The 25,358-nt window shown below is 71.6% G+C and carries 24 protein-coding genes; 10 read left to right on the top strand and 14 right to left on the bottom strand.

Annotated features, from left to right (window positions below; genetic code table 11):
- The first annotated feature begins 77 nt into the window (after positions 1-77).
- Positions 78-338, top strand: a complete 261-nt coding sequence (locus ACTWP9_RS23360) for a DUF6196 family protein (RefSeq protein WP_443248195.1) — start codon at positions 78-80, stop codon at positions 336-338.
- Here ACTWP9_RS23360 and ACTWP9_RS23365 read toward each other — a convergent pair.
- From ACTWP9_RS23365 to ACTWP9_RS23380, 4 genes are read right to left on the bottom strand one after another with little or no spacing between them, the layout of a single operon-like run.
- Positions 284-1,246 (bottom strand): ABC transporter substrate-binding protein, encoded by a 963-nt coding sequence (locus ACTWP9_RS23365; protein ID WP_443248196.1) that lies wholly within the window; start codon positions 1,244-1,246, stop codon positions 284-286. The genes ACTWP9_RS23360 and ACTWP9_RS23365 overlap by 55 nt on opposite strands.
- An 8-nt stretch (positions 1,247-1,254) precedes the next feature.
- A complete protein-coding gene (locus ACTWP9_RS23370; RefSeq protein ID WP_443248197.1) occupies positions 1,255-2,172 on the bottom strand; it encodes an ABC transporter ATP-binding protein in 918 nt (305 codons plus the stop codon).
- Complete coding sequence (locus tag ACTWP9_RS23375; protein ID WP_443248198.1) at positions 2,169-3,320, bottom strand: FecCD family ABC transporter permease; 1,152 nt, start codon at positions 3,318-3,320, stop codon at positions 2,169-2,171. The genes ACTWP9_RS23370 and ACTWP9_RS23375 overlap by 4 nt, the downstream gene beginning before the upstream one ends.
- 28 nt (positions 3,321-3,348) lie before the next feature.
- On the bottom strand, positions 3,349-4,476 hold the full coding sequence (locus ACTWP9_RS23380; protein WP_443248199.1) for a FecCD family ABC transporter permease: 1,128 nt from the start codon (positions 4,474-4,476) through the stop codon (positions 3,349-3,351).
- A gap of 108 nt (positions 4,477-4,584) precedes the next feature.
- Here ACTWP9_RS23380 and ACTWP9_RS23385 point away from each other — a divergent pair, with 108 nt between their 5' ends.
- Entirely contained in the window at positions 4,585-5,280 is a 696-nt protein-coding gene (locus ACTWP9_RS23385; RefSeq protein WP_443248257.1) for an HAD family hydrolase, read from the top strand.
- A 51-nt stretch (positions 5,281-5,331) separates the two neighbouring features.
- Here ACTWP9_RS23385 and ACTWP9_RS23390 read toward each other — a convergent pair whose 3' ends face one another.
- The gene (locus tag ACTWP9_RS23390) at positions 5,332-5,568 is read right to left on the bottom strand and encodes a hypothetical protein (protein ID WP_443248200.1); all 237 of its coding nucleotides are present in this window, start codon (positions 5,566-5,568) and stop codon (positions 5,332-5,334) included.
- A gap of 300 nt (positions 5,569-5,868) precedes the next feature.
- Here ACTWP9_RS23390 and ACTWP9_RS23395 point away from each other — a divergent pair, with 300 nt between their 5' ends.
- Positions 5,869-6,252, top strand: coding sequence for a cold-shock protein (locus ACTWP9_RS23395; protein ID WP_443248201.1), 384 nt, complete (start codon positions 5,869-5,871; stop codon positions 6,250-6,252).
- Positions 6,253-6,393: 141 nt separating this feature from the next.
- Here the strand turns inward: ACTWP9_RS23395 and ACTWP9_RS23400 are convergent, their stop codons facing one another.
- The 4 genes from ACTWP9_RS23400 to ACTWP9_RS23415 form a co-directional block, all read right to left on the bottom strand.
- Positions 6,394-7,260 (bottom strand): 1,4-dihydroxy-6-naphthoate synthase, encoded by an 867-nt coding sequence (locus ACTWP9_RS23400; protein ID WP_443248202.1) that lies wholly within the window; start codon positions 7,258-7,260, stop codon positions 6,394-6,396.
- 22 nt (positions 7,261-7,282) lie between these two features.
- Positions 7,283-7,975, bottom strand: a complete 693-nt coding sequence (locus ACTWP9_RS23405; protein WP_443248203.1) for a futalosine hydrolase — start codon at positions 7,973-7,975, stop codon at positions 7,283-7,285.
- Positions 7,976-8,015: 40 nt separating this feature from the next.
- Positions 8,016-8,540 carry a DUF2771 domain-containing protein gene (locus tag ACTWP9_RS23410; RefSeq protein ID WP_443248204.1) on the bottom strand — a complete coding sequence of 175 codons (525 nt, stop codon included), beginning with the start codon at positions 8,538-8,540 and terminating at the stop codon, positions 8,016-8,018.
- A 253-nt stretch (positions 8,541-8,793) separates the two neighbouring features.
- A complete protein-coding gene (locus tag ACTWP9_RS23415) occupies positions 8,794-10,155 on the bottom strand; it encodes an MFS transporter (protein ID WP_443248258.1) in 1,362 nt (453 codons plus the stop codon).
- Positions 10,156-10,489: 334 nt separating this feature from the next.
- Between ACTWP9_RS23415 and ACTWP9_RS23420 the strand changes: the two genes are divergently transcribed.
- Both ACTWP9_RS23420 and ACTWP9_RS23425 read left to right on the top strand, forming a co-directional pair.
- Positions 10,490-11,326 carry a DUF3027 domain-containing protein gene (locus tag ACTWP9_RS23420; RefSeq protein ID WP_443248205.1) on the top strand — a complete coding sequence of 279 codons (837 nt, stop codon included), beginning with the start codon at positions 10,490-10,492 and terminating at the stop codon, positions 11,324-11,326.
- 114 nt (positions 11,327-11,440) lie between these two features.
- A complete protein-coding gene (locus ACTWP9_RS23425; RefSeq protein WP_443248206.1) occupies positions 11,441-14,596 on the top strand; it encodes a sacsin N-terminal ATP-binding-like domain-containing protein in 3,156 nt (1,051 codons plus the stop codon).
- Positions 14,597-14,676: 80 nt separating this feature from the next.
- On the opposite strand, the gene ACTWP9_RS23430 is transcribed toward ACTWP9_RS23425, so the two are convergent.
- On the bottom strand, positions 14,677-16,026 hold the full coding sequence (locus tag ACTWP9_RS23430; RefSeq protein ID WP_443248207.1) for a hypothetical protein: 1,350 nt from the start codon (positions 16,024-16,026) through the stop codon (positions 14,677-14,679).
- Positions 16,027-16,301: 275 nt separating this feature from the next.
- On the opposite strand from ACTWP9_RS23430, the gene ACTWP9_RS23435 reads away from it, so the two are divergent.
- Entirely contained in the window at positions 16,302-16,538 is a 237-nt protein-coding gene (locus tag ACTWP9_RS23435; protein WP_443248208.1) for a hypothetical protein, read from the top strand.
- A 94-nt stretch (positions 16,539-16,632) separates the two neighbouring features.
- Here the strand turns inward: ACTWP9_RS23435 and ACTWP9_RS23440 are convergent, their stop codons facing one another.
- Both ACTWP9_RS23440 and ACTWP9_RS23445 read right to left on the bottom strand, forming a co-directional pair.
- Positions 16,633-19,005, bottom strand: a complete 2,373-nt coding sequence (locus tag ACTWP9_RS23440) for an HAD-IC family P-type ATPase (RefSeq protein WP_443248209.1) — start codon at positions 19,003-19,005, stop codon at positions 16,633-16,635.
- A gap of 41 nt (positions 19,006-19,046) precedes the next feature.
- Entirely contained in the window at positions 19,047-19,334 is a 288-nt protein-coding gene (locus ACTWP9_RS23445; RefSeq protein ID WP_443248210.1) for a DUF2530 domain-containing protein, read from the bottom strand.
- 239 nt (positions 19,335-19,573) lie between these two features.
- Here ACTWP9_RS23445 and ACTWP9_RS23450 point away from each other — a divergent pair, with 239 nt between their 5' ends.
- Positions 19,574-21,052 carry an NCS2 family permease gene (locus ACTWP9_RS23450; RefSeq protein ID WP_443248211.1) on the top strand — a complete coding sequence of 493 codons (1,479 nt, stop codon included), beginning with the start codon at positions 19,574-19,576 and terminating at the stop codon, positions 21,050-21,052.
- Here ACTWP9_RS23450 and ACTWP9_RS23455 read toward each other — a convergent pair.
- Positions 21,045-21,290: a hypothetical protein gene (locus ACTWP9_RS23455; protein WP_443248212.1), complete on the bottom strand. Its 246-nt coding sequence runs from the start codon at positions 21,288-21,290 to the stop codon at positions 21,045-21,047. The two genes, ACTWP9_RS23450 and ACTWP9_RS23455, sit on opposite strands and share 8 nt — an antisense overlap.
- Positions 21,291-21,594: 304 nt before the next feature.
- Between ACTWP9_RS23455 and ACTWP9_RS23460 the strand changes: the two genes are divergently transcribed.
- The 3 genes from ACTWP9_RS23460 (at position 21,595) to thpR (ending at position 24,183) form a co-directional block, all read left to right on the top strand.
- Positions 21,595-21,972: a MarR family winged helix-turn-helix transcriptional regulator gene (locus ACTWP9_RS23460; RefSeq protein WP_229376035.1), complete on the top strand. Its 378-nt coding sequence runs from the start codon at positions 21,595-21,597 to the stop codon at positions 21,970-21,972.
- A 33-nt stretch (positions 21,973-22,005) separates the two neighbouring features.
- Positions 22,006-23,421, top strand: coding sequence for an MFS transporter (locus tag ACTWP9_RS23465; protein ID WP_443248213.1), 1,416 nt, complete (start codon positions 22,006-22,008; stop codon positions 23,419-23,421).
- 165 nt (positions 23,422-23,586) lie between these two features.
- Positions 23,587-24,183, top strand: a complete 597-nt coding sequence (gene thpR, locus ACTWP9_RS23470) for an RNA 2',3'-cyclic phosphodiesterase (protein ID WP_443248214.1) — start codon at positions 23,587-23,589, stop codon at positions 24,181-24,183.
- Positions 24,184-24,324: 141 nt separating this feature from the next.
- On the opposite strand, the gene ACTWP9_RS23475 is transcribed toward thpR, so the two are convergent.
- Positions 24,325-25,323 (bottom strand): aldo/keto reductase, encoded by a 999-nt coding sequence (locus tag ACTWP9_RS23475; protein WP_443248215.1) that lies wholly within the window; start codon positions 25,321-25,323, stop codon positions 24,325-24,327.
- Positions 25,324-25,358 lie beyond the last annotated feature (35 nt).

Raw genomic sequence — 25,358 nt, forward strand, 5'->3', positions numbered from 1 at the left:
GTGTGACGGCGATTCCGTGACGGCAATTCATGACGGCGATTCCGTGACTGGAATGCCGTGACGGGAATTCCCGGCTGGTGTCACCGGTTGAAGGGCCCACGGTCCGCATCAGCCACGAAACCCCACAGGAGACGCGCAAGCGGCTGCGGCGAGTGCTTGCAGAGGCCGCCTTGAAGGTACTGCCCGGGCAGTGGGCGGTCCGTCGTGGGCGCACGGACACATCGGCGCGTCCGCACGCAGAGGGCGCGCGGTCGCCCGGGCGCCCTCATGTCGTGGCGGCCCCTCACTTCTTCAGGTCCGACTCCAGCTCGTCGAGGATCTTGTCGGCTGCCGTGTAACCGATGCCCTGGATCCACAGTTCGTCCTCCACGTGGAAGGCACGGTCGGACTTGACCGCGCGCATGTTCTTCCACAGCGGGCTCTTGACGGATTTGATCTCGCCCGACTTCTTCGGGTCGCCGTAGGAGGTGTAGAAGACGACGTCGGCGTCGCCCTTGTCGACCTGCTCCGGGCTGACGTCCATGGCGAGACCGCCGTAGTCCTTGGCCTGTGCGGCGACCGGCGGGCGGGAGAGGCCGACGTCCTTGAGGAGGGTGGCGATGTATGCCTTCTCGCCGTAGATGCGGGTGTCCGCGCCCTCCTGGAAGCGGATGACGCTGGTCTCGATCCCGGCGGCCTTCTTCTTCCCGCCCAGCGCCTTGGTGACCTTCTTGGTGTGGGCCGTGTAGCCGGCCAGCACCTTCTTCGCCTCGGCCTTCTTGCCGAGGGCTTCAGCGTGCACCTGGAAGTTCTCCTTCCAGGGGTATCCGGTCGTCTTCGTCATCACGGTCGGCGCGAGCTTCGACAGCTCGTCGTAACGGCTGGCGTCCCGCTCCTTGTTGGTGAGGATCAGGTCCGGCTTCAGGGAGAGGATCTTCTCCATGCTGGGCTGCGCGATGACGCCGACGTTCTCGACGCCCTTCACCTTGTCCTTGGGCAGGTAGCTGAGGAACGGCTTGCCGGGCTGCGCAGTCGTCGCGCCGACCGGTTTGACGCCCAGGGTGATCGCTGAGTCCAGCTCCGCCGTGTCCAGTACGACGACGCGCTTGGGGTTGTCGGGCACCTTCACCGGCCCGTTGGCGGTCTGCACGGTGTGCGTACCGCCCTTGGCGCCCTTGTCCGAGGAGGAGTCGGCGCCGCAGCCGGAGAGGGCGAGAGACGAGGCGAGGGCGAGCGCCGTGCCCACGGCGGTTGTGGTGACCTTCACAAAAGGGCCTACTTTCTTGTCGAGGATTCGAACGTGCCATTCGAAAGGCTCGTGGTGTCGGCCCGCTGCTGCGGCGGCTGCGGCTGTGTCAGCCGCTCTGTCCGCGGCTGCGGCTGCCAGGGCGCGCCGGGGACGACGAGCGGGTCACCGGTGACGGGGCAGGGCACGACGACGGCCTCCAGCCCGAACACCTCGCGTACGAGCGCCGCGTCGACGATCTCCTCGGGCCGCCCCCGGGCGACCACGCGGCCGTCCTTCATGGCGACAAGGTGATCGGCGTACCGGGCCGCCTGGTTGAGGTCGTGCAGCACCATCACGACGGTGCGTCCGCGTGCGCCGTCGGCAGTGGGCGCGGCGAGCTGCCGTACCAGGTCCAGCACCTCCACCTGGTGCGCGATGTCCAGGTATGTCGTCGGTTCGTCCAGCAGCAGCAGATCCGTCTCCTGCGCGAGCGCCATCGCGAGCCATACGCGCTGCCGCTGGCCGCCCGACAGTTCATCGACCGGACGGTCCGACAGGGCGGTGACATCGGTGCGCTCCATCGCCTCGGTGATGGCCCGCTCGTCCTCCGGGGACCACTGCTGCCACCACCGTTGGTGCGGCTGCCGCCCCCGTGCGACGAGGTCGGAGACGGTGATCGCCTCGGGCGCCACCGGGGACTGCGGCAGCAGCCCGAGGGACTGTGCGATGGTGCGTGTCGGAATGCGTGCCAGCTCCTCGCCGTCCAGCAGCACCGCACCGGCACGCGGGCGCAGCAGTCGGCCCAGTGCGCGCAGTGTCGTCGACTTGCCGCATGCGTTCGGCCCGACGACGACGGTGACCTCGCCGTCCGGTATCTCCAGATCCAGCCCGTCGACGACGGTGCGGTCCTCGTAGCCGAGCGTCAGCCCGCGTGTGGCCAGTCGGCTGGTAACGGTGGTGTTCATCCAACGGCCCCTTTGTGCCTCTTCATACGGCCACTGATGCCCAGCCGCTTGCCGCCCGAACGGCCGCCGCCGGTACGGACGATCAGCCAGATCAGGTACGGGGCACCGACTGCCGCCGTCAGCACGCCGACCGGCAGCTCCGTCGGCGCGAACAGCTTGCGTGCCAGCAGGTCCCCCAGGGTCACCACGAAGGCGCCCAGCAGTGCCGAGGACAGCAGCGGGATCTGTGCGGTACGTGTCAGACGGCGCGCGATCTGGGGTGCCAGCAGTGCCACGAAATCGATGGGTCCTGCCGCGCCCGTCGCCACGGAGGCGAGAACGACTCCGGTGACGGCGAGCACCAGCCGGTTGCGGGACAGCCGTACGCCGAGCGCTGTCGCCGTGTCGTCGTCCATCGTCACGGTGCGCATGGCGCGGGCCGACCACACCAGGCACGGCAGCATGACCAGCAGTGCCACGCTCAGCGGTGCCGCCTGGTCCCAGCCGCGGCCGTTCAGCGAGCCGGTCATCCACACCTTCGCCTGCTGCGCCACCAGGTAGTCGCCCTTGGTGAGGAACAGCTGGGTGAGTGAGCGCAGTGCGACGGAGATGCCGATGCCGATCAGGATGAAGCGGGTGGGCCCCGCTCCCGGCCGCGAGCCGGCCGAGCCCGAACTGCCGCGCCAGGCGAACAGATACACCAGTGCGGCGGCCGTCAGGCCACCGGCGGTGGACAGGTACGGCAGTGCGGCGTAGGAGGTGATGCCGAACGTCATCGCGCCGACGGTCAGCGCGGAAGCGCCGTGCGTGACCCCGATGATCTCGGGGCTGGCAAGCGGGTTGCGGGCGACGGTCTGGATGAGCGCGCCCGCAACGCCGAGCGCTGCACCCGCCAGCAGCCCGACGGTCAGCCGCGGCATGCGCAGCGTGCCCACCACCAGTTCGTCGGGGGAGGGCCGGCCGAACAGGACCTTGACGACCTCGGTCACCGGGACGGTGGTCTCCCCGAGGGTGAGGTTGGCGACGACCGCGGCGAAGAGTGCGACAGCCAGCGCGCCCGCGACGACGGTGGCCCGGCGGTGCAGCAGCCACGAGGTGCCGCGGGCCCGTACGACGCCGTATCCGGCGGGCCGGGCGGGCGGCGCGTGCCGGGTGGAGAGAGTGCTCATGTCCACACCCCTGTGGACAGGTTGACGCTCATGCGGTGACCGCCCTCCGTCGGACCAGGACCACCAGGAACGGCGCCCCTACAAGTGCGGTCATCACGCCTGCCGGTACCTCCCCGGGGGGCATCACGAGCCGCCCCACCACGTCGGACACCAGCAGTACGACAGGGCCCAGGAGGGCCGCCATCGGCAGCAGCCAGCGGTGGCCGGTTCCCACCAGGGCCCGCGCCATGTGCGGAACGGCGAGCCCGACGAAGGCGATCGGCCCGGCGGCGGCGACCCCGGTGCCCGTCAGCACGGTGGCACCGAGCCCGCCGACGATCCGTACGGCCGCGACCCGCTGGCCGAGCCCGCGCGCCATGTCGTCGCCCAGCGCGAGCGCGTCCAGCCCCCTGGCCACAGCGAAGACCAGCAGGGCGCCCGCCACCAGGAACGGCCACACCTGTCCGGCAATGGTCGCGTCCCGGTCCGAGAGCGAGCCGACCTGCCAGAACCGGAACTCGTCCAGCGCCGCGGCGCGGGTCGTCAGGATGCCGGAGACCAGGGCGACGAGCAGGGCGTTGACGGCCGCGCCGGACAGCGCCAGCTTCACCGGCGTCGCTCCGCCGCGCCCGCGTGCGGCGACGGCGTAGACGGCGACCGCAGCGACGCCCGCGCCCACGAAGCCGAACCACACATAGCCGCTCAGCGAGTGCACCCCGGCGAAGGCGATGGCGCACAGGACGCCGGCCCCCGCGCCCTGGCTGACGCCGAGGATGCCGGGCTCGGCGATCGGGTTGCGGGTGAGGCCCTGCATGACGGTGCCCGCGAGACCGAGCGCGGCGCCGACCATGACGCCGACCAGGGTGCGGGGCACGCGCAGGGTGCGGACGACCTCGGCGGCGTTGCTGTGCCCGCCGTGCAGCAGCGCGTCCCAGACCGCGGAGGGCGGGACGGTGCGGCTGCCGAGGGCGAGGCTCAGCAGGGCCGCCAGCGCCAGTGCGACGGCACCCGCCAGCAGCCATGCCAGCCGGCGGGCGACGGCCCGACGGGGGCGCTCCGGTGCGGCACGGCCGCTGCCGTCGGCCGGCGCTCCGGCCGGCGCTCCGGCCGGCACTTCGATCGGCGCTCCGGTCGGCGCCCCGGTGGGCGTGGAACGCGGTGCGGGGGCGGCAGGCATCGGTCCCTTTCTCGGGCGATCGGCTCGGGCTGACCAGGTCGGAGATGTCAGGTTAGGCAGACCTAAGTACTAGGGCAGACCACAGTGTAAGGCGTGCGGCCAGGCACAATGACCGGCATGGTTTCGCGCGCACCGTCCCCTGCCGCAGCGTCGGCGTCTGGGGGTACCTCCCGGACGGAGTCTGGGGGAAGTCCGTCCGGTCCCACCGTCGGCTTCGACCTCGACATGACGCTGATCGACTCCCGCCCCGGAATCCACGCCACCTGGCGGCAGCTGGCAGCGGAGACGGGCGTGCCCATCGACGCGGACCTGGTCGTCACCCGGCTCGGCCCGCCGCTCGTGCAGGAAATGGCGTACTGGTTCCCGGAGGAGGAGATTCCGGCGATGGCCGAGCGCTACCGCGCCCTCTATCCGGACTACGCCATCGAGCCGACCACCGCGCTGCCGGGCGCCCGCGAGGCGCTGGACGCCGTACGGGCCGCGGGCGGGCGCACGCTGGTCGTCACCGCGAAGCACCAGCCGAGCGCGAAGCTGCACCTGGACCACCTCGGCCTCGCCCCCGACGTACTGGTCGGCGAACTGTGGGCCGAGGGCAAGGCGGAGGCGCTGACCACGCACGGTGCCAGCGCATACGTCGGTGACCACGTGGGTGATGTACGGGGCGCGCGGATGGCCGGCGCCTGCGCGGTGGCCGTCGCCACCGGGCCCTGTGACAAGAGGGAGCTGGCCGAGGCGGGCGCCGATGTGGTGCTGCCGGACCTGACGGCCTTCCCGTCCTGGCTGGCCGAGTTCACACGCGGCTAGCCGACGGGCCCTCACCTGGGCGGGGTCGGCCTCATGTCGTCCCGGGCCGGGTCAGACCTCGCGTGCCGCCTGCCGCCGCTGCGCCATCGCCGTCCGTACCACGCCCGCGCCCGCCAGCAGGAACCCGAGGCCCATCAGCATGCAGACGAAGTACGCGGGAGCCGGGAACGGGTCGGTGCCCAGGAACAGCGGCGCGACGGTGACAAGTGTGGCCACCGCGCCGAGAAGAAAGACGATCCCGCCGATACGTACGAGAAGATCACCGGCGGACGGAGTTTCAGTGTTCACCCACACAGGGTAGATCCGGGGTCGAGTGCTCCCTCAGTGGGCACTCGGGTCGCCCGGAGACCGTCCGGGGAGGGAATCACCGACGGCACCCGCCCTCGGTGGCACCTTGCCACGGCGCCCCGGGCCATTAACCTTGGTGGTGGCGGGTCATGCGGCCCGCCCGACTGCTATTCCGGGGGATCGGGGGTCGGGGTTCGAGGAGAAGTCTCGGGGCCTCCCCCGCCCCGGCGCAGCAGAGTCAGCCAGTTTCCAGCAGCCGCAGCCCGGTGTATCCGGACGAGTACGAGGACGAGGACAGACGTGCCTACCGGCAAGGTCAAGTGGTTCAACAGCGAGAAGGGCTTCGGCTTTCTCTCCCGCGACGACGGCGATGACGTCTTCGTGCACTCGTCGGTGCTCCCGGACGGCGTTGACGCGCTCAAGCCGGGCCAGCGTGTGGAGTTCGGCGTCGTCGCCGGACAGCGCGGCGACCAGGCGCTCTCCGTCACGCTGCTGGACCCGGCCCCGTCCGTCGCGGCAGCGCAGCGCCGTAAGCCGGACGAGCTGGCCTCCATCGTGCAGGACCTGACGACACTGCTGGACGGCGTCTCCCAGTCCCTGGAGCGCGGCCGCTACCCCGACAAGCAGCACGGCCGCAAGATCGCAGGCATGCTCCGCGCGGTCGCCGACCAACTGGACGTGTAAGAGCTCCCCGCGCCCCGTCAGGGGCGCGGGGAACTGCGCGACAAGCCTGGGGGTACCTCCCTGCTCGAAGAGCTTGGGGGAGCACCGGTACTCGGGCAACAAGCCAAGCAACCAACGGCGGGACCCCGCCGCAGCCCAGGGCTACGGAAAAGCGAGCGCCTCTGGGGCGAGGGGCGGCACCAGCCCCTCCTCAGCAGCGCGCCCGAGCAACCCGCGGACGGCGGCATACCCGTCCGCTCCCAGCCCCTCGGTGAACTCGTTGACGTACAGGGCGATGTGCTGCTCGGCCACCGCCGGGTCCATCTCCTGGGCGTGCTCCAGCACATACGGCTTCGAGACGGACGGGTCCTGCCACGCCATCCGCACGGAGGTGCTGATGGTGTCGGCGAGCCCGCGCAGCACCTCAGCGCCGAGCGACCGCTTCGCGATGATCGCGCCCAGCGGGATCGGCAGCCCCGTCGTGGCCTCCCAGTGCTCACCCATGTCGGCGAGGCTGTGCAGCCCGTAATCCTGGTAGGTGAACCGGGCCTCGTGGATGACGAGTCCGGCGTCCACCGCGCCGTCCCGTACCGCGGGCATGATCTCGTGGAACGGCAGCACCACGATCTCGCCCACCCCGCCGGGCACCTCGGCGGCGGCCCACAGCCGGAACAGCAGATACGCGGTCGAACGCTCGCTCGGCACCGCCACCCGCTTGCCGCGCAGCGTCGTGGGCTCGCCCGCTTCCCGGGTGAGCACCAGCGGCCCGCAGCCCCGGCCCAGCGCCCCGCCGCACGGCAGCAGCGCGTACTCCTCCAGCACCCACGGCAGTACGGCGTACGACACCTTCAGTACGTCCAGCTCGCCGCGTTCGGCCATGCCGTTGGTGAGATCGATGTCCGCGAAGGTGACTTCCGGGGGGGTCGCGTCAGGCACCCGTCCGTGTGCCCACGCGTCGAAGACGAACGTGTCGTTGGGGCACGGTGAGTAGGCGATGGAGAGGGGCGCTGCTATGGCGTTCGTGTCCATGAGGGAGTCCTTCTGTGTGGTGCTAGGGCACCAGTTTGCCGAAGGCGGTCGTGAGAGCCGCCAGGGCTTGAGGGATGCGCCAGGCCGTCCGGTCCCTCGGGCCGACGGCGTTGGAGACGGTACGCACTTCCAGGACCGGCAGCTCCGCGCCGTGCGCCGCCGCGGCCTCCGCGACGCCGAAGCCCTCCATCGCCTCTGCGACCGCATCCGGATGGCGCGCCAGCAGTTGTTCGGCGCGCTCCTGGGAGCCGGTGGTCGTGGAGACGCTCAGCACCGGGCCTGTACGGGCGCCGGTCGCCTCGGCTGCTTCCCGTACGAGCCGGGGCGGCGGGAGATGCTCGGCGATGCCGAAGCCCAGCTCCGCGACGGAGGTGAAACCGGTCGGGGTCTCGGCGCCCAGGTCGGCGGCGACGATCCGGTCCGCGACGACGGTGTCGCCCGCGCCGACGCCGTTCACTGCGAAGCCGCCGCCGATACCGGTGACCACCACCAGGTCGTAGGGGTTGCCCTCGTGGGCGGCGGTCACCAGTGCTGTGGCGGTCGCCGCCGCGGCGGCGGCCGGGCCCACGCCGCCGGCGATCACTTCGAGGTGCGGGGCGCGGTGGCCGGTGGCGGCGAGGACGGCCTCGCGTTCTGCGGGGACCGCAGCGACCACCAGCACCCGCCTGTACGCCGACAGCACCGGAGCGCCTCCTCCCTGAGCGAGATCTGCCACTGCCCGCCCCTTCCCAGGGCGGGTGGGCGGGGGTGGCGGGCTACTCGCCTGCGGTGTTCTTCAGGTTGACGTGCCAGACGCCGTTGAAGTCACCGCCGTGGGTCTGCACGATGGTCAGCTGGACGCTCTTCTTCGGGGCCGAGGGCTGCTGTCCGGGCGCCGACTCCTCCTGGAAGAAGACCTCGCCGGGGAACGAGTAGTAGGTCTTCTTCATTGGATCGGGGAGCGCGGGCCTGCCGTCGACGAGAACGAGCCAGCCGTCTTCGGCCGTCTTCGGGTCGACGCCGAGCCGCAGCTTGTCGCCCGTACCGACGGAGATCGTCTTGTCGGCCTTCTTGCCGAGGCACTTGCGCACCTCGTCCTGCGGGACGGCCTTCCCGTCGTCGTAGCAGGCGGCCTCGGTGGACACCGAGTCCCCACCGACCGTCGCGGTCACCACGGGGGACGGCTGCTCGCACGCCGAGAGGGCGACGAGGCCGAGCGAGGCGGCACCGAGGGCGGTGGCGGTGCGCACGCCCCGCCGCGACTGTGACGACATGCGGCCCTGCCGCGCGAGCTTGCTCATGCGGGCAGGCTATCGGGCCCGCACCGCTGTGCGACGCCGGGGTGCGGGTGCCTACGGCGTGTCCGGCGCCTCTTGCGTACCCCGCGAGGGGGCTGCGCTTGCCGGCCCTGCGCCTTGGGGGAGCAGACTGCCCAAGCTTCGCGGGCAAGCCATCAAGGGGCGCGGGGAACTGCGCGGCCAGCCACAACGCGTCCGCAGCCCGCGGACGACAGGCAGGGGCACCCCCTCATCGGCCAAGCCCGCCGCGCAGCGGCTACGCGGCGCGAGGGTGAGGGGTCCCGCGCCGGGCGGCGCCCACGAGTCCACGTACAGCGGTCAGCACTCCCGCGGCCACCACGGCGGCGGCGACCGCCATGCCCAGCCGGCCGATCAGCGGCAGCGCCATGGCGAGGGCACCACCGACCACCCAGGACATCTGCATCAGCGTCTCGGACCGCGCGAAGGCGGAGGTGCGTACCTCCTCGGGGACGTCGCGCTGGATGAGCGCGTCCAGCGACAGCTTGCCGAGGGCCTGCACGATCCCGGCGGTGGCGGCGACGGCCGTGACCGTGACGGTGCCGTACAGCAGTGCGGCGGCGAGCGTCGCGCCGAGTGCGCAGAACAGCACGCAGACGATGATCACCTCCGGGCCGCGGGCCCGCAGCCAGGCGCCGATCGCGGTGCCCAGCGCGTTGCCGGCGCCCGCCGCCACCCCGGCCAGGCCCAGTGAGACGGCGGCCCCCATCCCGTGGAAAGGGTGCTCGCGCAGCAGGAAGGCGAGGAAAAAGGTGAGAAATCCGGATAGGCAGCGCAGCGCGGAGTTCGCGAACAGTGCGCTGAGCACGGAGACGCCGACGGTACGCAGCCCCGGGCGGGGGCCCGGCTGCTGCTCGGCCTGCTGGGCACGCTGCTCCGTCGCAGCCCCCGGTACGGGCAGCACCTGCGGGACGGGGGCCAGCCGCGCCGGGCGCTCGCCCTTGGCGGAGTCGACCTTGTGGTCGAGGGAGAAGGAGAGGAACGTCCCCACGAGGAAGACCGCGAAAGCGCCGTACAGCGGCCACTCCTCACCCAGCAGATGCAGTCCCGCTCCGGCGGGTGCGGCGGCACCGGTGGCCAGCAGCCCGGCGAGCGTGACCCGGGAGTTGGCCTTGACCAGCGAGATCCGCGGCGGCAGCAGGCGCGGCACCACGGCGGAGCGGACCACCCCGTACGCCTTGGAGGAGACCAGCACCCCCAGCGCCGCCGGGTACAGCTCCAGCCCGCCCGTCGCCACGGCGCCCGACATGGTCAGCGCGAGCAGCGCGCGGGCCAGCATCGCGGCGGCCATCGCGGCGCGCCGCCCGTGCGGGATGCGGTCCAGCAGCGGGCCGATCACGGGCGCCAGGATCGCGAACGGCGCCATCGTCACGGCCAGGTACAGCGCGACCCGGCCGCGGGCCTCCCCGGTGGGGACGGAGAAGAAGACGGTGGAGGCGAGCGCCACCGTGATGAGCATGTCACCCGCCGAGTTGACGGCGTGCAGTTCGATCAGCTTGCCGAGCCCGGACTCGCCCGCGCCCTCCGCATGCGTGGCCCGGCGGATGCGGCGGCCCAGCGCGACAGGCGGGCGGCGCAGCGCACTCGCGGCGCGTCCCATGCCACTGGGTTTGCCGCGTGTCCTGCGTTTGCCGGGCTTGTCGACAGGCACGCCGTCAGTGTGCCCCGAAACACGCTGTTCAGTTCCCTCTCGGCGTCCCCGTCTCCGCGTCCGGGCGGGCGAGGACGGCTGGCTGCGGATTCCTCGGGTGACCCCGTGGGGTAGCGTGGGTGAACGGTGCGCACCGTATGGCCTTTGAGCGCGGGCGCGGACGTCGCAGCGGCCACCCGGTCCCGCTCCGTCCCCGACCCCGCCCCTCCACTCGTGGCCGTACGGGCAGCGCACGCCGACAACGGCGCGACGGCGTAGGAGAGACGATTCTTGTGAGTGCTGCATGAGTGCCGCGACGCGGAGTACGAGCCGTGGCGCGCGGAGTCGGCGCGCCCCCGACAGACTGTGTGCCGAGGCCGTCGAGCTGGCCCGTGCCGCGGCTGAGGAAGCGGCCGCGCCCGGCACTGTCGGCGCGTGGCTCGAAGCCGTCGCCGACGCCCACGCGGACCGTGTGGTCACCCACTTCTTCGAGGCGAACGAGCCCGGGTACCGGGGCTGGCGCTGGGCGGTGACCGTCGCGCGGGCCTCCCGCGCCAAGAACGTCACCGTCGACGAGTCCGTACTGGTGCCGGGCCCCGACGCGCTGCTGGCCCCCGAGTGGGTGCCCTGGAGCGAGCGGCTGCGCCCCGGCGACCTGGGCCCCGGCGATCTGCTGCCGACCGACGCCGACGACCTGCGGCTGGAGCCGGGCTACTCCGGTGCGGAGGCGCCGCCGCCCGACTCGGCCGTCGCCGAGCAGCGGCCCGAGGCACGGGGCCCCTCCCGTGCCGCCATCGGCGCCGTCGCCGAGGAGCTCGGCATGGGTCGGCCCCGGGTGCTCTCCCGGTACGGGCTGCATGCAGCCGCCGACCGCTGGGAGGAGACGCACGGGCCCAAGACACCGATGGCCCAGGCGGCCCCGGCCAGCTGCGTGAGCTGCGGCTTCCTGGTGCCGCTCGCGGGTTCGCTGCGGCAGGCGTTCGGGGTGTGCGCCAACGAGTACAGCCCCGCCGACGGCCACGTCGTCTCCCTCGCCTTCGGCTGCGGCGGCCACTCGGAGGCCGCGGTGATGCCGCGTACGCCGCAGCCTCCGCCGCCGGTCATCGATGAAACGGTTGCGGATCCGTTCGAGTCCGACTGACGTCGGCTGCGGGACGCGGGACGGCTCCGTCCGGCCGTGCCGTAACCTTCCCTCTCGCCGTGGCAACGGGGGCCAAGGGGAGGACGGCATGCAAGGGGCAAGGAGGCCATCGCCGTGAGGGACACGTTCGGGACCGAGCGATTGCGGCAGAGCGTGCTGGATGCGTGGAAGGCGTCCAGCGCGCGTTTCCGCGAGGACGCCAACGCCGAGCAGGACCTGGCGCTGGGCGGCTACCGCGACCGGCTGGTGGTGGAGCTGGCCCAGAACGCCTCGGACGCCGCGGCCCGCGCGGGAGTGGCGGGGCGGCTGCGGCTCACCCTCGCCGGCTCCACGCTGACCGCCGCCAACACGGGGGAGCCGCTGGACGCCGCGGGAGTCGAGTCGCTGTCCACGCTGCGGGCCTCGGCCAAGCGCGCCGAGGCCGACCAGGGCGCCGTGGGCCGGTTCGGTGTCGGCTTCTCCGCGGTGCTGGCCGTCACCGACGAGCCCGCCGTCACCACCTCAGGAGGTGACGGTGTGCGGTGGTCGCTGGCCGAGGCGCGTGAGCTGACCCGGCAGGCCGCCGCCGCCAACCCCGAGCTCGCGCAAGAGCTCGACCGGCGCGAGGGACAGGTACCGCTGCTGCGGCTGCCGCTTCCGGCGCCGTACGAGGAGTCCGTCGTGCCGCCCGGCTACGACACCGCGGTACTGCTCCCGCTGCGTGACGAGGCGGCGGAATCGCTGACGCGGCGGCTGCTGGCGGCCGTGGACGACGCGCTGCTGCTCGCGCTGCCCGGCCTCACCGAGGTCGTCATCGACACCGGCGAAGGCCCGGCCCGCACCCTCACCCGGTACGAGGAGGGCCCGTATGTGCGGATCGAGGACTCCGCAACGGGCAGCACCCGGTGGCGGCTGGCGGGCGACGGCGGGATCGCCGAGCCGGAGCTGCTCGCCGACCGGCCGGTCGAGGAGCGGTCCCGTCCCACCTGGTCGGTGACGTGGGCAGTACCGGTGGACGACGAGGGCGCTCCCACCAAGCCGCGTACCGCCGCGTGTCTGCATGCGCCGACACCCACCGACGAGCCGCTGGGCTTCCCCGCGCTGCTGCTGGCCTCCTTCCCGCTGGAGCCCACCCGGCGCCATGTGGCGCCGGGGCCGCTGGCCCGCTTTCTGCTGGCCCGCGCCGCCGACGCCTACGCCGCGCTGCTGCGGGACTGGCGGCCGGTGGCCACCAGCACCGTCGATCTGGTGCCCGGCCCGCTCGGGGCCGGCGAGCTCGACGCCGAGCTGCGCGCCCTGGTGCTGGAACGGCTCCCCGACGTCCCGTTCCTGGCGAGCGCGGCCACCGGGAGCCAGGCAGTGGGCGCTGACGAGGAGCCGTACGCACTCCGGCCGCGCGACGCCGAGATCGTGGAGGGTGCGGGGGGCGCGACCGTCGATGTGCTGGCCGAACTCTTCCCGGGCCTGCTGCCCGCCGGGCTGGAGCGCCGCACCGAGCTGCGTGTGCTGGAGGTGCCCCGCGTCCCGCTGGGCGAGGCCGTCGACCGGCTCACCGGCGTCGAGCGGGAGCCGGGCTGGTGGTGGCGGCTGTACGACTCCCTCGCGGGCGTCGACCCCGAACGGCTGACCGGGCTGCCGGTGCCGCTGGCCGACGGGCGGACCGCGGTCGGTCCGCGGCATGTGCTGCTGCCGCTGCCGGACGGTGCCGCTGCGCCCGAGCAGCTTGTCCGCCTCGGACTGAAGGCCGCTCATCCGGACGCCGTACATCCGCTGCTGGAGAGGCTGGGCGCCACCCCTGCCACCCCGCGTGCTGTGCTGACGACCCCTCAGGTGCGCGCCGCGGTCGCCGCGTCGCTGGAGGCGGAGGAGGCATGGGACGACGGCGTGGACGGTGCTGCTCCGGCCCCCGACGAGCTGATCGACACCGTCCTCGGCCTCGTCCGGGACGCGCACCTCGCGCCCGGCGACGAGCCGTGGCTCGGCGCCCTGGCGCTGCCCGACGAGGACGGGGAGCCGACGCCCGCCGCCGAACTGGTCCATCCCGGCTCCCCGTTCGCGCGCGTACTGCGCGAGGGCGAACTGGCCATGTGCGACCCGCAGCTGGCCGAACGCTGGGGCGAGCAGCCGCTGACGGCCGTCGGCGTGCAGGCGGACTTCGCGCTGGTCCGCGCCGAGGACGTGGTGCTCGACCCGGACGGCTTCGAGCCCCGGGACGGCGACTACCCCGAGCCCGACGACCCGGGTCTGCTGGACGCGGTGGACGTGTGGTGCGAGGACGTACTGGACCAGCTGGAGGTCGACGGCCACACCGACGACGCCGCGGGCTCCGTGCCGCCCGTCGCGGTGGAGCTGGTGGCAGTACGCGATCTCGACCTGGTCGACGACGCGCACTGGCCCGAGGCTCTGGCGATGCTGGCGCGCCCGCCGCTGCGGGACGCGCTGACCGCACCGGTACGGGTGCGGCTGGGCGACGGCACGGTCACCGACGTACGCCCCTACACCGCCTGGTGGCTGCGCGGCCACCCGGTGCTGGACGGCCGCCGTCCCGCGGGACTGCGCGCTGCCGGGGGCGATCCGCTGCTGCGGGGCCTGTACGAGGAGGCCGACCCTGGAGGGGTCACCGACGAGCGGGTGCTGCGCGCGCTCGGCGTCCGTACGACGGCTGCCGCACTGCTCGCGGAGCCGGGCGGTCCCGCCGAGCTGCTGAGCAGGCTGGCCGATCCGGAGCTCCCGGTCGACCCCGCCCAACTGCACGGCCTCCACACCCTATTGGCCACGGCCGGGCTCGACCCCGCCGAGGTCACGCTGCCCGACGAGCTGCGCGCGGTGCGGGAGGGGACGACGGTCGTGGTGGACGCGGCCGAGGCGCTGGTCGCCGACGCCCCCGACGCCCTCCCCCTGCTGGCGGGCCGAGCGCTGCTGCCGGTGGCTCCGCCGTACGCCGACGAGCTGGCCGGTCTGCTGGAGGTACGGCGCGCGAGCGAGGCGGTCGCCCATCTGGTGCCCGGGTCGGCGGGCACCGAGCGTGCGGTGCCCGCCGTGGTGCGGGAGCTGCTGCCGGGCGCCCCGGACCACTACCGCGAGCACGAGGAGCTGCGGATCGGCGGCGTCGACCTGGACTGGCGCCGCACCCCCGACGGCACCCTGCACGCCGCCACCCTGGAGGGCCTGGCATCGGCGCTCGCCTGGTCGGCGGGTGCCTGGCCGCGCCGCTTCGAGGTCACAGCGCTGCTGGAGGACCCTGCGCGGGCCGCGGAACTGGCCGCCGCGCGCTGGTTCGACGCCCCGTAAGGGGCGCGGGGCTGTATTCATACGCACCCGCAGACCGCAAACATCGGGCAGGGGCAGATGCTTACCGGACGATGACAGCGTCAGCCCTTCGTGCTGTAGATCGCGACCAACGGGTTGGGCCCGTTCGTGGCGCGCTCGCTCACATCGTCCTGGCCCAGGTACAGCCGCCCCGCGGAGTACAGCTCACGGGAGTCGCCGATCTCGAACGCTTCCTCCGTCTCACTGGCGGAGCCCGCGTTCTGCATGAGCTGCTTCTTCTTCATGCTGCGGGGGTCGATCTGCCACACCCCGCCGCCCTGTTCGTTGAGGGTGTCGGCCTGGTTGTATGCCAGCACGTTGCCGCTCTTGTCGAGCCCGATCGGCCACATCTCGCCGACGTCGGAGCCCTCGACGTGCCCCTTCTGCTTGCCCGTCCGCAGGTCGAGCGCCACCAGGTCGTTGTCCGCTTCGGAGTCGGCCTTCAGCGGCTTGTCCGTACCCACGTACAGGGCGTTGGCCTGCTTGCTGACCGCGACGTTCTGGCAGTCGGTCGAATTGGTGGCCGGGCAGTCCACGTTGTACTTGCCGTACTTCCCGCCCTTGACCGGCATGGTGGCAAGCACCCGGCCGCGTGCTGCGCTGTCGTCCACGGACAGGAACTTCGAGACGCCGGAGCCGCCCTGCGCCTTGCCGTCGTCGACAGCCAGCACCAGCGGGTCGGCGGAGACCACGACTGCGTTCTCCGACCCCGCCGGCAGCGCGAGGGTGGAGGTGGCGGCCCGGGTGCGGGGGTTGATGGTCTGCACCTTGAGCTTGGGATGGTTGGTCGTGCCACAGTCGCGGACGGCAATGAGCTTGGTCTCGCTTCCGGCGTACCCGTCGGCCGGACAGCGTTCGTCGGACGACGGGGCCCACAGCGGCTTGCCGCCGATGGTCCAGCCCGCGCTGACATTGGTGCCGGATGCCGCGACGGTGCCGTTGCCGATGGCCACCTCGTCGAACATCTCGGCGGAGCCGTCCTCCATCGCCTGCCGGTGCCAGAGCATCTTGCCCTGGTTCAGATCGACGACGCCGACGTTCTTGCAGAGTTCCTCGCTGTCCTGATAGATGACGGCTATCAAGCCGTCCTTCGTCGGCTCGGGGGACGTCCAGCAGGTCTCGCCGGTCAGGGGGACCGTCCAGGTGGGCTTTCCGCCTTCGACCGGATAGCCGACGATCTTCTTCAGATCGGCCTTGGCGAAATTCTTGTCGGTCAGCCACATCCCTTTGGCGTGGGCCAGGTCGGACACCTTGGCCATCGGCACCTTGTGCGCCAACTTGGCCTCGGGAGCGGAGTCGGCGGCCGAGGCGTCGCCGCCCCCGTCGCCGGTGTCGTCCGAACCGCAGCCGGTGACCGCGAGAGCGACCGAGAGGGCTGCGGCGGTAAGGACCGCAGTGCGGGAGCGGGACATCTAAATTCTCCTCGGGGGGGGAATCGTGGAATCGGTGCCGCGAATTCTTGCCGCATCGCGCGTAGATTTTCAACTTGGCTTTTCTTTCCGATGGTTCAGTTCAATTGTCCGGGAGATAATTTCAAGAATTGCGGGGGTTGAATTCTCGGGAGCTGCCCCTCCAACGGGTGCGCCCGGCTGGCTGAGGCGGGGTCCGGGCCGGGGCGCGCGGGGTAACGATGTGCTCGCTCAGCACCCGATCCGTGCTGGCTCAGCATCCGATCCAAGGAGAGTCCATGCCCGTCTGCGAGGTCTGCGACAACGACTACCCCCACACCTTCGAGGTCCGCGCCGCGGGGCAGGTGCACGTCTTCGACTGCCTGGAATGTGCGGCCCACAAGATGGCGCCCGTGTGCGAGAACTGCGGCTGCCGCATCCTGGGGCACGGCATGGAGTCGAAGGGCCACTACTACTGCTGTGCGCACTGCGCCCGCGCCCAGGGCCGCACCGAGCTGGCCGACAGCGCGCCGTAAGCATCCCGCAGGCGCTCCCGTAAGCGACTCCGGAAGCGACTCGGGGAAGCGACTCCGGAAGCCCCTCCCATGGGCGAGGTGCGGGGCCGGGAAGCTACGCGGGCAGCTTCCCGGCCGCCCGGTGCCACGCGATCTCCAGCAGTGCGCCTGCCCCGCCCGCGACCGCCACCGCCGTCCAGGGCAGCACCGCGCCGGCCAGCTTCAGCGCGAAGAAGTGCTGGAGCGGCGGTGCGGCCAGCACCGCCAGGAACCCCGCCCCCATCGCCAGCACCAGCCCCACCCGCCACCAGGTGTAGGGCCGCGCCACGATGGCCAGCACCCACATCGCGATCAGGAACAGGGTCAGCGTCGCCGCACTGGTCTCGGCGGTCAGCGAACCCGGCCCGCTGTAGTGGTGCCGCGCCAGCAGATACGTACCGAAGGTGGCGGCGCCCGCGATGAGCCCGCACGGCAGGGCGTAGTGCAGCACGCGCCGTACGAAGTGCGGCCTGGCCCGCTCCCGGTTGGGCGCCAGCGCCAGGAAGAAGGCGGGGACGCCGATGGTGAGCGAGGACAGCAGCGTCAGATGGCGGGGCAGGAAGGGATAGGGCACCTGCCAGCAGACGACCAGCAGCGCCAGCAGCACCGAGTAGACGGTCTTGGTCAGGAACAGGGTGGCGACCCGCTCGATGTTGCCGATGACCCGGCGGCCCTCGGCGACCACCGACGGCAGCGTCGCGAAGCTGTTGTCCAGCAGCACGATCTGCGCGACGGCCTTGGTCGCCTCGGAGCCCGACCCCATGCACACGCCGATGTCGGCGTCCTTGAGCGCGAGTACGTCGTTGACGCCGTCGCCGGTCATCGCCACGGTGTGCCCGGACGACTGGAGTGCGCCCACCATCTCCCGCTTCTGCTGCGGGGTGACGCGGCCGAAGACCGTGGCCTCGGCCACCTGCCGGGCGCGCTCCTCCTCGGCCGCGGGCAGTTCGCGGGCGTCCACGGGGCGTTCGGCGCCCGGCAGTTCCAGCTTGGCGGCTACGGCTCCCACGGAGACCGCGTTGTCGCCGGAGATCACCTTCGCCCCTACGTTCTGCTCGGCGAAGTAGCCCAGCGTCTCGGCGGCGTCCGGGCGGAGCCGCTGTTCGAGGACGACGAGCGCCGTGGGCCGTGCACCGTGCGCGGCGCCGCCCTCCTCGCCGTCTCCGTCGAGCCTGCCCGCCGCCCGGGCCAGCAGCAGCACCCGCAGCCCCTCCCGGTCCAGCCGGTCCACGTCGGCGAGCACCGGATCGCCCTCCGCGAGCAGCACATCGGGCGCGCCCAGCAGCCAGGCGCTGTCCTCGCCGTCCGGCTCGGCGAAGGCGGCACCGCTGTATTTGCGGGCCGAGGAGAAGGGCAGCGTGTCGGTGGGCCGCCAGCGGCCTGCGCCGTCCGGCATCGGCGGATACGCCTCGATGATGGCCTGGAGGCTGGCGTTCGGGTTCGGCTCGGCGGCGCCGAAGGCCCGCAGCACCTGGGCGACGCGCGCCTCGTCGGCCCCGTCCAGCGGCCGTACCTCGGTGACGTCCATACCGCCCTGCGTCAGGGTGCCGGTCTTGTCCAGGCAGACGACGTTCACCCGCGCCAGGCCCTCGATGGCGGGCAGCTCCTGGACGAGGCAGTGCTTGCGGCCCAGCCGGATGACGCCGATGGCGAAGGCCACCGAGGTCAGCAGCACCAGCCCCTCCGGCACCATCGGCACGATGCCCGCCACCATCCGGCGTACTGCCTCGAGCACGTCGTTGTGCTCGACCACCAGCTGACTGAGGACCAGGCCGACCGCGGCCGGGAGCATCATCCAGGTGATGTACTTCAGCAGCCGGCTGATGCCGCCGCGCAGCTCGGAGTGGACGAGGGAGAACCGGCTGGCCTCCTCGGTGAGCCGGGCCGCATACGCCTCACGGCCCACCTTGGTCGCGGTGAAGGCCCCGCTGCCTGCGACCACGAAGCTGCCGGACATCAGCTGGTCGCCGGGGTGTTTGAGGACCGGTTCGGCCTCGCCGGTCAGCAGCGACTCGTCCACCTCCAGGCTGTCGGCCTCCGCGACCTCGCCGTCGACCACGCACTTGTCGCCGGGCCGCAGCTCCACCAGGTCGCCGAGGACGATGCGGTCGGTGGGGACCTCGACGCTGCGGCCGTCCCGGCGCACCCGGGGGCGGGCCTCCCCGATGACGGCCAGGTTGTCCAGGGTCCGCTTGGCACGCAGCTCCTGGACGATGCCGATGCCGGTGTTGGCGATGATCACAAAGCCGAAGAGGCCGTCCTGGATCGGACCGACCACGAGAATGATCAGGAACAGCACGCCGATGATCGCGTTGAACCGGGTGAAGACGTTCGCGCGGATGATGTCGACGGCGGATCTGCTGTTGCGCGGCGGGACGTCGTTGACCTCACCACGCGCGATCCGTTCGGACACCTCGGCGCTGGTGAGACCTCCGCCCGTGTTTGTCATGCTTCGACGTTACGGCGCCGCCATTGCTGCGCTTGGGAGGTCTACGGGGGATCCGCGGGCAGGCCCTGGTCGTCCTGCTGGGCCCGCTTGATGGCTTTCTCCCGTGCCCGCACGTACCAGATGCCCACGCAGCCCAGGGCCGCGCCCGCCGCGCAGGTCCACAGCCACCAGGTGTGGCCGTGGTCGGCGAACCAGTCGTAGAAGGGGAGTTGGACCAGGAGCAGGACGAGCCAGACCAGCGTGCCGGTGATGACGGTGGCGACGACGTTGCCCTCCAGCGGCTCGGGTGCCTCGCGCTCGCCGCTGGTCCATCTGTCCATGAGGCTCATCGCTGTGGCTTCCTTTCCGTGGCCTGTTCCCCTCGCCAGCCTAGCGAGGTGGCGCAGCTGAGCCGTGGGCGGAGTTGGCGATCAACCCGTTCGGTTGTTCATACTGAACCGCGCTGGATATGGCCGGTTTGTTTCGTTCGATGCACCAAGCTGATCCAGTCGCTCAGCCACCGCCGTCTGAGCCCGCACGTATCCGTACGTATCCCTACGTACGCCCCCGCACATATCCGAGGTCACGCATGTCCGCTTCGGCCGGCCCGGTCGATTCCGAGGGAGCCCCGCAGGGGGCCCCGCCCGCTTCCCGTTCCGCACTGGACCGCTTTTTCCAGATCTCGGAGCGCGGCTCGACCGTGAACCGGGAGCTCAGGGGCGGACTGGCCACGTTCTTCGCGATGGCCTACATCATCGTGCTGAACCCGATCATCCTCGGAGCGGGCGAGGACAAGTTCCACCACCAGCTCGACAACGGTCAGCTGGTGACGGCCACCGCGCTGATGGCCGGGCTCACCACTCTGCTGATGGGCGTCATCGGCAATGTGCCCATCGCGCTCGCCGCGGGCCTGGGCATCAACGCCGTCGTCGCGCTCCAGCTCGCCCCCAGGATGAGCTGGCCCGACGCCATGGGCATGGTGGTGCTCGCCGGGATCGTGCTGATGATCCTGGTCGCCTCGGGTCTGCGGCAGCGGGTGATGGACGCCATCCCCAACGGGCTGCGCCGTGCCATCGCCATCGGCATCGGCCTGTTCATCTCGCTGATCGGCCTGGTCGACTCGGGCTTCGTCACCCGCAACCCGGACAAGGCGCACACCAGCGTCCCGCTCGGCCTCGGAGTGGACGGCCGGCTCCAGGGCTGGCCCGTGCTGGTGTTCGTGCTCGGGCTGGTGCTGATGTACGTGCTGACGGTGCGGAAGACGCGGGGCGCCATCCTCATCGGCATCGTGGTCACGGCCGTCGTCGCCATCGTGATCAACGCTGTGGCCGAGATCCCCGACGCCGCCTGGGGCCTGTCGGTGCCCGAGGTGCCGGACTCGGTGGTGGGCAGCCCGGACTTCGGGCTGATCGGCGACATCAGTCTGTTCGGCGGCTTCCGCGAGGTGGGGTGGCTGACCGGCTGTCTGTTCGTCTTCACCGTGCTGCTGTCGGGCTTCTTCGACGCGATGGGCACCATCATCGGCGTGGGCGAGGAGAGCGGGCTCGCCGACGACCAGGCGCACGGTCAGCTGCCGCGGATGGGCCGCATCCTGTTCCTGGACGGCGTCGGGGTGGCGGCCGGCGGGGTCGGCTCCTGCTCGGCCAACACCTGCTTCGTGGAGTCCACCGCCGGTGTCGGCGAGGGCGCGCGCACCGGCCTGGCCAATGTGCTGACGGGCGGGCTCTTCCTGCTCGCGCTGGTCTTCACCCCCCTCGCGAAGGTCGTGCCCTCCCAGGCGGCAACCCCAGCGCTGCTGGTCGTCGGGTTCCTGATCATGGCGTCGAACGTGCGGGAGATCGACTGGGGCGATTCCACCGTCGCCGTCCCGGCGTTTCTCACCATCGTCTCGATGCCGTTCACCTACAGCATCACCAACGGCATCGGCATGGGCGTGATCGCCTTCATCGTGCTGCGGGCCGCGGCCGGGCGGGCACGGGAGACCCCCTGGCTGCTGAACGTGGTCGGGCTGTGCTTCCTCGTCTATTTCCTGCTGAACCCGATCGAGCAGCTGCTCGGCGTCAAGTAGTGCCCTGGGTGGCCGAGCGGCCGTAGAACTGCTCGGTCCGCTCGACGGACGCCTTGAAGCGCTCGTCGAAGTCGTCGCGAACGAGCGTCCGGACCACATAGTCCTGGACGCTCATTCCGCGTTTGGCGGCGTGGCCGTTCAGCCGCTCGAAGAGGGCGGCCTCTATCCGCAGGCTGAGCACTTGCGACTCGGGCTGCTCGTGATGGTCGTTGTCGCACGGCGGAGTCAGACTGTTCATACGACAACGGTCGCGAACCCACCCCGCCCGCTGTCCGGCGAACGTCTGCTGACTCACTCGTACGTGTGAGCCACTGCCAGGTGAACGCAGTGGTCTTTAGACCGGGTAATGAGTTAGGCTAAGGATCATGTCGGAACAGCTTCCCGCTCCGCGGTTCGCGGACGGACCCCCACCGGGTGCGCTCGGCGGGCTCGACCCGTTCGAGCCGGTCGGCGAGGCCGGTGAGGCCGGTGAGCCCGGCGCAGGTGACCAGGACCTCGCCGAGCTCGACAAGGAAGCCGTCAACGCGCTCCGTGCCGCGGTGATGCGCCTCTCCCGGCGGCTGAAGCACCAGCGCGTCGACGAGTCGCTGAGCCCCACGGAGATGTCGGTGCTCGGCACCCTCGCCCGCTGCGGCTCCGCCACCCCCAGTGAGCTGGCCCGCAAGGAGCATGTGCAGCCGCCGTCGATGACGCGCATCGTCGCGATGCTGGAGGCCAAGGGGCTGGTCCGGCTGGACGCACACCCCGAGGACCGCCGGCAGAAGGTGGTCACCCAGACCGAACAGGCCGAATCCATGCTGGCCGCGGCCCGCGAGAAGCGGAACGCCTGGCTGACCGAGCTGGTCCAGGAGCTGGACGAGGACGAGTGGGCGACGCTGCGCGCCGCCGCTCCGGTGCTGGAGAAGCTGGCACATCTGTAAGGAGCACGACCAAGAACAGGAGGCGACGCCGCTTTGAGTACGGGCCACGGAGCAGACTCCGCACCCGCACCATCCATAGCCGACGACAACAAGCCACACGACCAAGGGCCGCACGACCAAGGCCCTCGCGGCCGGCGGCCGACCGGCCAGGACGCCGGGTCCGGCGCCGCCGCCAAGCCCTCCATGTTCAGCTCCCTGAAGATCCGCAACTACCGCCTCTTCGCGATGGGGCAGGTCGTCTCCAACACCGGTACCTGGATGCAGCGCATCGCCCAGGACTGGCTGGTGCACAGCCTCACCGGCTCCTCCACCGCCGTCGGCATCACCACGGCGCTCCAGTTCCTTCCCATGCTGCTGTTCGGGCTGTACGGCGGCGTCATCGCCGACCGCTGCTCCAAGCGCAGGCTGCTCTTCGTCACCCAGTCGGCCATGGGCATCATCGGCCTGGTGCTGGCAGCGCTCACGCTGAGCGGAAACGTGCAGGTCGCGCACGTCTACGCGCTCGCCTTCGCGCTCGGTCTGGCCACCGTGGTGGACAACCCGACCCGGCAGACCTTCGTCTCCGAGATGGTCGGTCCGGCGCAGATACGCAACGCCGTCTCGCTCAACTCCGCGAACTTCCAGAGCGCCCGGCTGGTCGGTCCGGCCGTCGCGGGCGTACTGATATCCGCGGTGGGCGGCGGCTGGGCGTTCCTGATCAACGGACTGTCCTTCGGTGCACCCCTGATCGGCCTGCTGCTGATGCGCACCTCCGAGCTGGACACCAGCAAGCGGGTGGAGCGCGGCAAGGGCCAGCTGCGCGAGGGGCTGCGCTACGTGGGTGGGCACCCCGAGCTGCTGTGGCCGATCGTGCTGGTCGGCTTCATCGGCACCTTCGGCTTCAACTTCCCCATCTGGCTGACGGCCTTCACCAGCGATGTCTTCCACGCAGGCGCCGGCACCTACGCCACGCTCAACTTCCTGATGGCCGCCGGCTCCGTGGCCGGAGCGCTGCTGGCAGCCCGGCGCGGACAGTCGCGGATGCGGCTGATGGTCGGCGCCGCGCTGGTCTTCGGCGTACTGGAGATCTTCGCCGCACTCTCGCCCTCGTACTGGCTGTTCGCGGCGCTGATGGCGCCGATCGGGCTGGCGGGCCTGACGTTCAACGTCACCGCCAACTCCAGCGTCCAGCTCGCCTCCGACCCGGCGATGCGGGGCCGGGTGATGAGCCTGTTCATGATGGTCTTCGTCGGCGGCACCCCGATCGGCGGCCCCATCATGGGCTGGATCACCGACACCTGGGGCGCGCGTATCGGATTTGTCGCCGGTGGGCTCATCTCCGCGGTCGCGGCCGTGGCCGTCGCCCTCGTGCTCGCCCGCCTCGCCGGGCTGCGCCCGGTACTGAGCCTCCGGCGGGGCCGGCCGCCGATCCGCTTCGTCCGCCGCACAGAGGTGACGGACGCCGCCTAGGCTGTGCCCGCGGATCTTGCGTACCCCGCATCCGGGGAACGCGCCCCGTCAGGGGCGCGGGGAACTGCGCGACAAGCCATGGGGGTACCTCCCTGCTCGAAGAGCTTGGGGGAGCACCCGCAGTCGCATACGCCGGCGTACCCACCCATGGCAGGCTGCGCTCCCATGAGACTGTTCGCAGCACTGTGGCCGCCACAGCACGCGGTAGCGGAACTGGACCGGGCGACCAGCCCCCTCAAACGTCTTCCCGGCGCGGAGGCGCTCCGGTGGACGCAGCCCGAGAGCTGGCACTTCACGCTGAGCTTCTACGGCGAGGTCACCGAGGACCAGGCGGCGGACCTCCGATCGCGGCTGGCCCGCGCAGCGACCCGCGCGGAGGGCCCCGTCCCGGTGCGCCTCGCAGGGGCGGGCCGCTTCGGTGACCGCACCCTGTGGGCGGGCCTCCACAAGGAGGACACCGACCGCGAGGCCCTCAAAAAACTGGCGGCCGTCACCACCGCGGCGGGCCGCCGCGCAGGGCTGCTCCCTCCCGACGAGCACCCCTCGTTCCACCCGCACCTCACGCTGGCCCGCGCCAGGGGCCGGGGCCGCGGCAGCGCCGGTGTGGACCTGCGCCCGTACGTCACCCAGCTGGAGCCCTTTCAGGGCTCCAGCTGGGCCGCCGGGGAGCTGCTGCTGGTCCGCAGTGTGCCGCCGCGGAGTGCGGTGCCCGGGGAGCAGCCCCGCTACGAGCCGCTGGAGCGCTGGCCCCTGGGCCCGTGACGGAGCCGCTCCCGGCCCCGGCTACCGTTGACGGCGTGAACGCTAAGACCAGAATGCGCATTGTGACGGGTGTGCTGGTAGTGCTCTTCTTCGTCGTCGTCCTGGCCTCGGCCCTGGGCGGCAGCTGAACCGGCGGCCCGCCTACCAGGCGAAGGCTTCGGGCGAAGGCCCGGGGCCGGGGAAGACCTTGTCCAGCGAGGCGAGCAGTTCGTCGCCGAGCTTCAGCTCGACGGCGCGCAGCGCGGAGTCGAGCTGGCCGGCTGTCCGCGGTCCGACGATGGGTCCCGTGACACCCGGCCGGGACAGCAGCCAGGCGAGGGCCACCTCGCCGGGTTCCAGGCCGTGCTCCGCGACGATGTTCTCGTACGCCTCCACCTGCGCGCGCACCGCCGGGTCCTCCAGCGCGGTGGCCGCGCGCCCCGAGGCCGTACGGCTGCTGCCGCCCTCGCGGGCCTTGCGCAGTGCGCCGCCCAGCAGCCCCCCGTGCAGCGGGGACCAGGGGATGACCCCGAGCCCGTACGACTCGGCGGCCGGGACGACCTCCATCTCGGCACGCCGTTCGGCGAGGTTGTAGAGGCACTGTTCGCTCACCAGCCCCAGCGATCCGCGGCGTGCTGCGGTCTCGTTGGCCTGGGCTATGTGCCAGCCGGCGTGGTTGCTGGAGCCGACGTAGAGCACCTTGCCCTGCTGGACGAGTACGTCCATCGCCTGCCAGATCTCGTCCCAGGGCGTGGCCCGGTCGATGTGGTGGAACTGGTACAGGTCGATGCGGTCGGTGCCCAGGCGGCGCAGGCTGGCTTCCACGGAGCGGCGGATGTTGAGCGCGGAGAGCTTGTCGTGGTTGGGCCAGGGCGTCTCGTCGTCGGGCGACATGTCGGCGTAGACCTTGGTGGCCAGGACCGTCTTGTCGCGCCGCCCCTCGCCCTTGGCGAACCAGCTGCCGATGATCTCCTCGGTGCGGCCCTTGTCACGGTTCCAGCCGTAGGCGTTGGCGGTGTCGAAGAAGTTGACGCCCGCCGCCAGCGCGGCGTCCATGATTGCGTGGCTGTCCGCCTCGTCCGTCTGTGGCCCGAAATTCATCGTGCCGAGGACGAGCCTGCTGACCTTCAGTCCTGTGCGTCCGAGCTGCGTGTACTCCATGCCGCCACGCTAGGCGGCTGGAGTGCACTCGAAGC

The sequence above is a fragment of the Streptomyces sp. 3N207 genome (assembly GCF_052246355.1).
Lineage (GTDB): Bacteria > Actinomycetota > Actinomycetes > Streptomycetales > Streptomycetaceae > Streptomyces.

Excerpts from the sequence above, each read along its gene's own strand:
- ACTWP9_RS23440 (WP_443248209.1), bottom strand. The coding sequence starts at position 19,005 with ATGACAAACACGGGCGGAGGTCTCACCAGCGCCGAGGTGTCCGAACGG.
- ACTWP9_RS23460 (WP_229376035.1), top strand. The coding sequence starts at position 21,595 with ATGCGCCTCTCCCGGCGGCTGAAGCACCAGCGCGTCGACGAGTCGCTG.
- ACTWP9_RS23400 (WP_443248202.1), bottom strand. The coding sequence starts at position 7,260 with ATGGACACGAACGCCATAGCAGCGCCCCTCTCCATCGCCTACTCACCG.
- ACTWP9_RS23430 (WP_443248207.1), bottom strand. The coding sequence starts at position 16,026 with ATGTCCCGCTCCCGCACTGCGGTCCTTACCGCCGCAGCCCTCTCGGTC.
- ACTWP9_RS23415 (WP_443248258.1), bottom strand. The coding sequence starts at position 10,155 with ATGGGACGCGCCGCGAGTGCGCTGCGCCGCCCGCCTGTCGCGCTGGGC.
- ACTWP9_RS23435 (WP_443248208.1), top strand. The coding sequence starts at position 16,302 with ATGCCCGTCTGCGAGGTCTGCGACAACGACTACCCCCACACCTTCGAG.
- ACTWP9_RS23370 (WP_443248197.1), bottom strand. The coding sequence starts at position 2,172 with ATGAACACCACCGTTACCAGCCGACTGGCCACACGCGGGCTGACGCTC.
- ACTWP9_RS23475 (WP_443248215.1), bottom strand. The coding sequence starts at position 25,323 with ATGGAGTACACGCAGCTCGGACGCACAGGACTGAAGGTCAGCAGGCTC.
- ACTWP9_RS23455 (WP_443248212.1), bottom strand. The coding sequence starts at position 21,290 with ATGAACAGTCTGACTCCGCCGTGCGACAACGACCATCACGAGCAGCCC.
- ACTWP9_RS23420 (WP_443248205.1), top strand. The coding sequence starts at position 10,490 with ATGAGTGCCGCGACGCGGAGTACGAGCCGTGGCGCGCGGAGTCGGCGC.
- ACTWP9_RS23380 (WP_443248199.1), bottom strand. The coding sequence starts at position 4,476 with ATGCCTGCCGCCCCCGCACCGCGTTCCACGCCCACCGGGGCGCCGACC.
- ACTWP9_RS23445 (WP_443248210.1), bottom strand. The coding sequence starts at position 19,334 with ATGAGCCTCATGGACAGATGGACCAGCGGCGAGCGCGAGGCACCCGAG.
- ACTWP9_RS23450 (WP_443248211.1), top strand. The coding sequence starts at position 19,574 with ATGTCCGCTTCGGCCGGCCCGGTCGATTCCGAGGGAGCCCCGCAGGGG.
- thpR (WP_443248214.1), top strand. The coding sequence starts at position 23,587 with ATGAGACTGTTCGCAGCACTGTGGCCGCCACAGCACGCGGTAGCGGAA.
- ACTWP9_RS23410 (WP_443248204.1), bottom strand. The coding sequence starts at position 8,540 with ATGAGCAAGCTCGCGCGGCAGGGCCGCATGTCGTCACAGTCGCGGCGG.
- ACTWP9_RS23385 (WP_443248257.1), top strand. The coding sequence starts at position 4,585 with ATGACCGGCATGGTTTCGCGCGCACCGTCCCCTGCCGCAGCGTCGGCG.
- ACTWP9_RS23375 (WP_443248198.1), bottom strand. The coding sequence starts at position 3,320 with ATGAGCACTCTCTCCACCCGGCACGCGCCGCCCGCCCGGCCCGCCGGA.